Annotated in this window: 10 protein-coding genes; 4 read left to right on the top strand and 6 right to left on the bottom strand. The window is 63.1% G+C overall.

The window, feature by feature from the left end; all coding sequences use genetic code 11:
• Nucleotides 1-171: 171 nt before the first annotated feature.
• Entirely contained in the window at nt 172-1,854 is a 1,683-nt protein-coding gene (locus PVW51_RS16125; protein ID WP_274576037.1) for an ABC transporter substrate-binding protein, read from the bottom strand.
• 554 nt (nt 1,855-2,408) lie between these two features.
• Here PVW51_RS16125 and PVW51_RS16120 point away from each other — a divergent pair.
• The 4 genes from PVW51_RS16120 (at nt 2,409) to PVW51_RS16105 (ending at nt 5,723) form a co-directional block, all read left to right on the top strand.
• Nucleotides 2,409-3,287 (top strand): DMT family transporter, encoded by an 879-nt coding sequence (locus tag PVW51_RS16120; RefSeq protein WP_274576036.1) that lies wholly within the window; start codon nt 2,409-2,411, stop codon nt 3,285-3,287.
• A gap of 302 nt (nt 3,288-3,589) precedes the next feature.
• Nucleotides 3,590-3,973: a 50S ribosomal protein L19 gene (rplS, locus tag PVW51_RS16115; protein ID WP_067288140.1), complete on the top strand. Its 384-nt coding sequence runs from the start codon at nt 3,590-3,592 to the stop codon at nt 3,971-3,973.
• Nucleotides 3,974-3,984: 11 nt separating this feature from the next.
• On the top strand, nt 3,985-4,206 hold the full coding sequence (gene rpmE, locus PVW51_RS16110; RefSeq protein ID WP_114273707.1) for a 50S ribosomal protein L31: 222 nt from the start codon (nt 3,985-3,987) through the stop codon (nt 4,204-4,206).
• 707 nt (nt 4,207-4,913) lie between these two features.
• Entirely contained in the window at nt 4,914-5,723 is an 810-nt protein-coding gene (locus tag PVW51_RS16105; RefSeq protein ID WP_269367291.1) for a division plane positioning ATPase MipZ, read from the top strand.
• A 9-nt stretch (nt 5,724-5,732) separates the two neighbouring features.
• Here PVW51_RS16105 and trmD read toward each other — a convergent pair whose 3' ends face one another.
• From trmD to bluB, 5 genes are read right to left on the bottom strand one after another with little or no spacing between them, the layout of a single operon-like run.
• Nucleotides 5,733-6,518, bottom strand: coding sequence for a tRNA (guanosine(37)-N1)-methyltransferase TrmD (trmD, locus tag PVW51_RS16100; protein ID WP_274576034.1), 786 nt, complete (start codon nt 6,516-6,518; stop codon nt 5,733-5,735).
• Entirely contained in the window at nt 6,515-7,303 is a 789-nt protein-coding gene (locus PVW51_RS16095) for a hypothetical protein (protein ID WP_274576033.1), read from the bottom strand. Before PVW51_RS16095 ends, trmD begins: the two co-directional genes overlap by 4 nt.
• Nucleotides 7,303-7,821 carry a ribosome maturation factor RimM gene (gene rimM, locus PVW51_RS16090; RefSeq protein ID WP_269367294.1) on the bottom strand — a complete coding sequence of 173 codons (519 nt, stop codon included), beginning with the start codon at nt 7,819-7,821 and terminating at the stop codon, nt 7,303-7,305. The genes PVW51_RS16095 and rimM overlap by 1 nt, the downstream gene beginning before the upstream one ends.
• Nucleotides 7,818-7,967 (bottom strand): hypothetical protein, encoded by a 150-nt coding sequence (locus PVW51_RS16085; protein WP_205388142.1) that lies wholly within the window; start codon nt 7,965-7,967, stop codon nt 7,818-7,820. Before PVW51_RS16085 ends, rimM begins: the two co-directional genes overlap by 4 nt.
• A complete protein-coding gene (gene bluB, locus PVW51_RS16080; protein ID WP_274576032.1) occupies nt 7,967-8,596 on the bottom strand; it encodes a 5,6-dimethylbenzimidazole synthase in 630 nt (209 codons plus the stop codon). Before bluB ends, PVW51_RS16085 begins: the two co-directional genes overlap by 1 nt.
• Between the last annotated feature and the right edge of the window lies 1 nt (nt 8,597).

The following is an 8,597-nucleotide window of genomic DNA, read 5'->3' as shown; positions in this document are numbered from 1 at the left end:
CCGAATGCGCGTCTCAATGCGCCCTCCCAGGCTCGGGCGCGGCCCTTCGTTCGAAAACGTAACGCTGAGCGCAGAAGAACGATTTACTTCCGGCGGCAGCCGTTTCAGGGTTTGTCAGCAATCTCAGGGCCGCGATGAACGCGGCCCCCGTGTTTTTGACGGAATCGGTGCTTAGGCGTCGCCGGTCCAGGCCATCCGTGCCGGATGGTATTCAAAGCCGATGTGGTGCGCGGCACCCACCAGGCCTTCCCGGGTGTGGTTGTAGAGCGACCGCCAGTAGGGCTGGATCGTCACGCCATCCTCCTGCAGCATCGCTTCGCCTTTGGCCATCAGCTCGCGGCGCTTGTCCACATCTGCTGTTGCCAGCGCCTCGGACAGGAGCGCGTCGAATTCGGGGCTGGAATAGCCGAACTCGTTCCACGCTTCGCCCGTGCGATAGGCCAGCGCCCAGATCTGTACGCCCAGCGGACGCGCGTTCCAGTTGGTGGAGCTGAACGGATACTTCGTCCAGTCGTTCCAGAAGGTGGAGCCGGGCAGGATGGTCCGCTTGACGTTGATGCCCGCGTCCCGCAGCTGCGCCGCCACCGCGTCGGTGGTGTCCTTGCGCCAGGCATCGTCGATGGAGAACAGCTCGTGCTCGAAATCGCCGTAGCCTGCTTCGTCCATCAGCGCCTTGGCGGCGGCGGGATCGACCTTGAGCGGCGGCAGTTCCGCATACTCCGGGTGCATCGGGCCGACGTGGTGGTTGGCGGCGACGATGCCGCGCCCGGCATAGCCGAGTTCCAGCAGGATCTCGTTGTCTACCGCCATCGCGATGGCCTGGCGGACACGCTTGTCCTCGTAGGGGCGCTTGCCATCGACTTCGGCCAGCTGGTTGGGCCGGATGACGATGGTCGCGGCGGTCGCGATCTCGTTCTCGACCCAGCCGTCCAGCGTGCTCATGATGTCGATGTATTCGCCTTCCATGGAATAGAAGGCATCGACTTCCTCGGCCTCCGCCGCGGCAATCCAGGCCGAAGGATCGGTGCCGTAGTCGATGTATTCCAGCCGGTCGATGTAGGGCCCGCCATAGACCTCTGTACCCCACCAGGTGTGATCGGGGTTCTTCACCAGCACACCCTTCACGCCCACTTCGAGCGATTCAGGCAGGTAGGGGCCGGTGCCGACGGGGTTGTCGACCATGTTGTTGGCGTCAAAATCCGCGGGCACGATGGCCGCTGGATAATCGGCCATGCCGGGGATCAGGGTGATGTCGGACACCGGCAGCTTCAGCTTGACGGTGTGGCTGTCGACCACTTCGATTGCGCCTTCGAGGGCCTGACCGGTTTCTTCGTCGATCAGCGACGCGAAACGGCCCGCCATGGAGTTGCCTTCGAGCGACTTGTCGCACCAGCCGGTGATGTTGCGCGCCACGTCTTCGGCGGTGAAATCGTCACCGTTGTTCCACTTGACGCCCTGACGGACGTTCAATGTGTATTCGGTGGCGTCGTCGTTGATTTCCCAGCTTTCCAGCAGGGCGGGGCTGAATGTACCGTCGTTTTCCCAGATGGCGAGGTATTCCAGCCAGCCGCGCGAGAAGTTTGCGATCTGCGACCAGTCGTAGGTGCGCGGGTCCTTGAGGGCGCGGACTTCCATCTGCATGCGGACGGTGCCGCCCTCTTTCATGTTGGCATGCGCATCGGCATAGGCCGGTGGCGTCATTCCGATCATGCCATAGGCGGTGGCGGCGGTCGCACCGAATGCGCTGGCGAGCGCCAGGAATTCCCTGCGGTTGACCGGATCTCTTTTTGCGGCCTCAGCGGAATCCAGAATGGATTGCGGCAGCGGTTTACCGGTACGTGTAAGATGCTTCATTGTCTTCCTCTCTGTTGTCAGCGGGATGTCGATGTCCCGCCAATTTGATGCCTGTTCGGACACCGGGTGATACAGTTGACCTGCATGTTTTATGTCAAACCCCGCAGGGTGCCAGCAGAGTGTCACGCACTCCCCCCCGTAAGGTCAAGCCCATCGGGCCTTCCGTCCCGCCGCTGCGGGCGCGTGACATGTACAATCGGGTTGCCGATCTGAAAGCATTGCGCGCGCTGGCCGATTGCAAGGATGTTCCGAACAGGCCGCTACGGCGTTCTTTGGCGGCAGCGGCATAGGGAAAGCGTCGTTTCAGGCGGTCTGGCTGTCGCCCAGAGGCAAGTCTGCCAGCGCAGTTCTGACAATCGCCTGCGCGGGATCGGGCGGTGGTTCGGCCTTTGCCGCCGCTGAGGGGGCGGCCGGGTAACATCAGAAAAAATGTCTCGAATGTGGCGCCATCGCCGGTTGTTGCCGGTCTTGCCGGCGCAGCTGGCGAATCTGCACGCGGTATCGTCTTCTGGTCGGTACTTTACCCGGCCCGGAAAATTTGTCACCGATGCGGCATGAATGATCAACTCAAGGGCCTGCTCATCACGTTGTTCGGCGTGCTGTGCGTCGTGCCGGATTCCCTGTTCGTGCGCCTGATAGACGCCCCGGCGCTGACTGTCGCCTTCTGGCGTGCCTTGCTGGTGGGTCTGCTGATCTTTGCAGCCCTGCTTGTCTGGCAGGGGGCCGCGCCGTTCCGCGCGTTCTGGCGGACCGGATGGCCCGGGCTGATCTATGTGATCGCCATCGGCGCAAGCGGTGTCATGTTCGTGATCGCGGTCAGCCTCACCTCGGTTGCCAATGTTGTTTTCATCATCGCCTCGCTGCCGGTTTTTGCGGCCCTGTTCAGCCGCGTCGCACTGGGCGAACGGCTGAGCCTTCGCATGTATCTGACCATGGCGGCAGTGCTGCCGGGACTTGCGGTAATCGCCTATGGCTCGGGCGAGACGGCGAATGCATCGCTGGCAGGCGACCTGCTGGCGCTGGCGGTTTCGGCGGTCTTCGCTGCCGGGCTGACCGCGGTGCGGCTGGTCCGGCAGGTGTCGATGGTGCCCGGCGTGGCGCTGGGTTACATGCTGGGGGCGCTGGTGATCCTGCCCTGGGCGCAGCCCGGTGCAATACAGCCGGAGCAGGCGCCGCTGGTGGCAATGCATGTGGGGTTCATCCTGTGCAGTTCGGTGCTTTTGGCGCTGGGTCCGCGCTACATCACCTCGGCCGAGGTGGGGCTTCTTGTCTTGCTGGAATCGGTGTTTGCACCGCTGCTGGCCTGGTTCTTTATCGGCGAGAACCCGGGCGGCTATGCATTGCTGGGCGGCGGCATCGTGGTCGGTGCGCTTTTCCTGTCGAACCTTGTCGTGCTGGCGCGGCGGCGCAGGGCGTCTTCGGCAGGGTCCTGACCCTTGCCACGCGCGCAGGGCCTCTGAACAGGGCAGATCGCCCGGCCGTCGAAAGGGGGCCTGATGGCTGACCATCCCCCTTGATCCCTGCGGTCATCCCCCCTATACCCCGCCCATCCGGAATCGCGTTTCTGCGGCTCCGGTGCTTTGCGTTATGCGCAAGCGACAAGGAAAGACGATGTTACCTCCGGTGGGCCACCCCCTTGAAGGGATCACGGTGCAGACCCGACAGACAGACCGAAGCTCTTGGATCGGACAATCAACTTCGTGGCATACCACGAGCACATTTAGGAGAATGGTCAATGGACCTGATCGCACAACTAGAGGCGGAACAAATCGCCGAACTGGGCAAGGAAATCCCCGATTTCCGCGCCGGTGACACCATCCGCGTCGGCTTCAAGGTTACCGAAGGCACGCGCACCCGTGTCCAGAACTACGAAGGCGTCTGCATTGCACGTAACAACGGCCACGGCATCGCCGGGTCCTTCACCGTGCGCAAGATCAGCTTTGGTGAAGGCGTCGAACGTGTGTTCCCGCTGCATTCCACCAACATCGACAGCATCACCGTGGTGCGCCGCGGTCGCGTGCGTCGCGCAAAACTCTACTATCTGCGCGCCCGTCGTGGCAAATCCGCGCGGATCGTCGAGAACGCGCATTACAAGCCCAAATCTGGCGCCGAAGCGTAAGGAGAGCGGTCATGAAAGCCGATACACATCCCGAATACCACACGATCAACGTCAAGATGACCGACGGCACCGTTGTGGAAATGAAATCGACATGGGGCAAGGAAGGCGACCAGCTGTCGCTGGACATCGACCCTTCCGTCCACCCGGCATGGACCGGCGGCACCAGCCGTCTGATGGACACCGGTGGCCGCGTGTCGAAGTTCAAGAACAAATACGCCGGTCTGGGCTTCTAAGCCTGCCAGCAGTTATGACGAAGGGCGTGGCCAGCGATGGCCGCGCCCTTTTTCGTTTTGGGGGGATGCACCGCGCGCTCTGCTCACGCGACCTTAATCCGTCGGCGGCATCCTTGGCCCCGTTGCAACACCCGCCGGTTCGGGCCATCAACCCGACCGGCATCCCATAGGACCAGAGGCGCGCAGGCCGCGTCATATCTGAACGGTTCAGACATGCAGGGATAAAATCCTGTCTCACACTCCGATCTGGCGGCGCCGCCTTTTTTACGGCCTTCCCACGATCCATATCAGATGAAACGGAATAACTGCCCAGGAGTGTCCCGGCGCAGACATTCCGCGTTGCCTGCCGTTTGCAATGAAACGCATGGCCCGCAACAAGGTGCAGCGCCCGACCGCCCGTCGCACCAAAGGTGCGCCGTAAATAGTCGGCACGCCTCTGGCGTGATGGGCGGGCGCTTTCTCACCGTCTTGCGTTTCTTCATCCCCACGCCAAAGACTTGAAATAAATAGGTGCCCACCGACGTTGTGATGCCCACCCGCAGTCGGGCGCTGCCCTTTGTGGTGGGCCTCCCTGCCGCAAATGCGTCACTAACACTGTCATTTTTGCCAGCTTTGCGCCTCTCCCTGCTTTTCACAGGTCGATCCACAACATATAGTGTGCCAAAGAAGGCAAACCGCACAGAAACCGCGGATGCAAGGGGACAGGCATGGCGCATATCATCGTTGTCGGAAACGAGAAGGGCGGCGCGGGGAAATCAACCGTGTCGATGCATGTGGCCACCGCACTGGTCCGGATGGGGCACAAGGTCAGCGGGCTGGACCTCGACCTGCGGCAGCGGACATTTGGCCGCTATGTCGAGAACCGGATTGCGTTCCTCAAACAGGCCGAGCTTGAGCTGCCCAGCCCGATCCTGCACGAGCTGCCCGTGATCGAAGCCGGCGCGCTGCGGCCCGGCGAAAACATGTATGACCACCGGCTGAGCGCGGCTGTCGCGGCGATGGAGCCGGACAGTGATTTCATCCTGATCGATTGTCCCGGTTCGCACACACGTCTCAGCCAGGTGGCCCATTCGCTGGCCGATACGCTGATCACGCCGCTGAACGACAGTTTCATCGACTTTGACCTGCTGGCCCATACCGATGCCAGCGGCGACAAGATTACCGGGCCGTCGGTCTATTCCGAAATGGTCTGGAATGCGCGGCAGTTGCGCGCGCAGGCCGGGCTGGCCCCGATCGACTGGGTTGTGGTGCGCAACCGTCTGGGCGCGCAGCGCATGGTCAACAAGGAAAAGATGGAACGCGCGGTGGCCAACCTGGCCAAGCGCATCGGGTTCCGCGTGGCCCCCGGCTTCAACGAGCGGGTGATCTTCCGGGAGTTGTTCCCGCGCGGTCTGACCTTGCTGGATCTCAAGGACATCGGGGTCAAGCAGTTGAACATATCCAACGTTGCGGCGCGGCAGGAGCTGCGCGACCTGATCAAGGCGCTGAAATTGCCCGGCGTCAACGCGGACTTCTAGGGCCGGGTCCTAGGGCTTCTTGTAGCGCGCCCAAAGGTCCGGGCGGCGCGTCTGGGTCAATTCCTGTGACTGCGCCTGACGCCATTTCGCGATTTCGCCGTGATTGCCCGACATCAGCACGGGGGGAATGTCATGGCCTTCCCAGGTGGCGGGGCGGGTGTATTGCGGGTGTTCCAGCAACCCGCTTGAATGGCTTTCCTCGACCGTGCTTTCCGCATTGCCAAGCACACCGGGCAGCAGGCGCACGGTGGCGTCGATCATCGCCTGTGCGGCCAGTTCGCCCCCGGTCATCACGAAATCGCCAAGCGACACCTCGGTCACGTTGTAATGTTCAAGCACACGCTCATCCACGCCTTCAAACCGGCCACAAAGCATGGTGACACCGGCACAGCTGGCCAGATCGCGGGCCATGGATTGGGTAAAGGGCCGGCCGCGCGGCGACATGTAGAGGATCGGCCAGCGCCCCCTTGCGTGTGATTGCGCCTCTTCAATCGCGGGGCCCACGACATCGGCGCGCAGCACCATTCCCGCACCGCCGCCTGCCGGGGTGTCATCCACATTCCGGTGCTTGCCGATGCCATGTGTCCGCAGATCGTGGGTGTGCAATTGCCACAGCCCGTCGTTCAATGCCTTGCCGGTCAGGCTGGCCCCCAGCACCCCGGGGAAAAGCTCGGGGAACAGGGTGATGATCCTTGCCTGCCAGACATCGGCATAGTCGGGCGCTTCCTGCATCAGCTCGCGCGGCTTCAGCGTGGCGCGGACGGATTGGCGGCCGTGGGACCGGGGCGGTTTCATCGTGGCTGCGCCTCTTTCAGGATATGGGCCTTGGCGGCATTGCGTGCCGCGGCGCTTTCATGGGTGCGGTTGGCCTGCAACATGGCCTGCAGAACGTCTTCGCCCAGCCGGGTATTTGCGGGCGGCACGGCTGTCAGTTCTGCACGCAGGCTCAGCGGTATGTCGCAAAGGTCCAGCAGCGGGTCGGCGGGACCAAGCGGCAGATCGGTACAGCTTTCAAGCGCGCGGTGATGTACCGGCACAGGCACGCGGCTGGCGACCTCTGCGACCATGCCGTCAAGGTCTGATGCACCCCGGTAGCGCGCGGCGAAATCGTCGAAATCCAGGGTCATGTTGGAGGCCTTGACGTGCTCGGCATAGGCAGAGGCCAGCCAGGGTTCAGGCGCGCGGGTGGACAGATAGATCATGATCTCGGCCTCCGGGTATCGCGCGCGGGCGATCTCCCAGAAAGCATAGAGCAGGATCGGCGCGGCGGAATAATCCTCCAGCGCGCCGCGTCCGGGCAGGTGGCCGGAAAGCTCTTCGGCAGAGATGACAAGCGTGCGTCGTGGCATGCCGGGCAGGCCTTCCATCAGCCTGGTGAAACGATCCTGCACCTTGATCAGCGTCAGCGGGTCGCGCCAGGTCGAATAGCCCCGGGTGGCGGCGACAAGGTCTTTCATGTGCCAGCGCAGGCGCAGGGCGACATGTTTCTTCAGCGCCACCCGGTTTTCGCGCAGCGTGGCCTGGATCGACGTCGTGCCGGTCTTGTGAAAGCCTGCGTGGATTATGATCCGGCGCGGCATCAGTCGCGGGCGTCGGGCAGGATGCCCTCCGGCGGATCGGCGATGATGCGTCTGGCCGCCAGGTCCACCGTGGGCACTGCCGCTTTGGTGAAGGGCAGGAAGGTGGTGGCCGAATTGCCGGCCAGTTGCAGTTCCAGCAGGTCGTCCGCCCCGTGGTTCTGCACGGTCTTGACCCGGCCCAGCAGGACGCCGCCGGTGTCATAGACATCCAGCCCGATCAGGTCGGCATGGTAGAATTCATCATCCGGCAGGCTGGGCAGCTGATCCCGGTCGGCATAAAGCGCCGTGCCGCGCAGGGCGTCGGCGTCCTCCTTGGTGGCGACCTGGGGTATGCGGGCGGCAAAGCCGTTCTTGATCGGGCGCAGGATGGCCAGCGCGAACTGGCGGCTGCGGTCCTCGGACCAGAGCGGGCTGTAGGTTTCGATGTCCTCCGGCACCGCGCAATAGCTTTTCACCCGCAACTCGCCGCGCACGCCGTAGGCACCGGCAATGGCGCCGACGCAGATCATGTCGGTCATTGAAGCAACTCCGAATTGACGCAGATGGTGCCGGTCCAGCCGCCTTCGCCGGCAGCGCATTCCTTGCGCATCTGCCAGCGGTCATAGCTGACCCCCATGCTGAAACCGATGGCGAGTGTGATGACAATGGTGATCAGGCGAAACATCAGCGGTCCTCGATATGAAGGGCGGTGGCCCGGGTTTCCCAGCCCCTGGTTTCCAGTTCCGGCGTCAGGCTGTCTTCCTCGGGCCAGCCCAGGCACAGGTAGGCAACCAGCGACCAATCCTCCGGAATTGCAAGATCGCGGTTGAGGCGCGCCGGGTCAAGGATGGAGACCCATCCAATGCCCAGGCCAAGGCTGCGGGCGGTGAGCCACATCATGGTGATCGCACTGACCACGGAATAGCGGCGCATTTCGGGCATGCTGGCAGCCCCCAGGCCGGATCCCTTGGGGGTGGCATCGTCGCAGTAGATCGCGAGATGTTCAGGGGCGTCTTCCATGCCGGAGAGTTTGAGCGAGGCATAAAGCGCGGCCTTGTCGCCGTCATAGCCTTGCAGGGCCTTGGCATTGGCGGCCTTGAAATTGGCGATGGCTTGGGCGCGGGCAGTGTCGCTGGTGACACGGCAGATGCGCCATGGCTCGCTCAGGCCAACCGATGGGGCAAGGCCGAAGGTATCGAGGCAGCGCTGCAGCAGCGCCGCCTCCACAGGTTCGCGGCGAAAGCGGCGCACATCGCGCCGCCATCGCATCAGGTCGGCAAGTCCGGCACGGAATTCGTCTGAAAACTGTTCCATG

This window comes from Sulfitobacter sp. PR48, from assembly GCF_028807335.1.
Lineage (GTDB): Bacteria > Pseudomonadota > Alphaproteobacteria > Rhodobacterales > Rhodobacteraceae > Sulfitobacter.
This window is presented reverse-complemented; position numbering and strand designations above follow the sequence as displayed.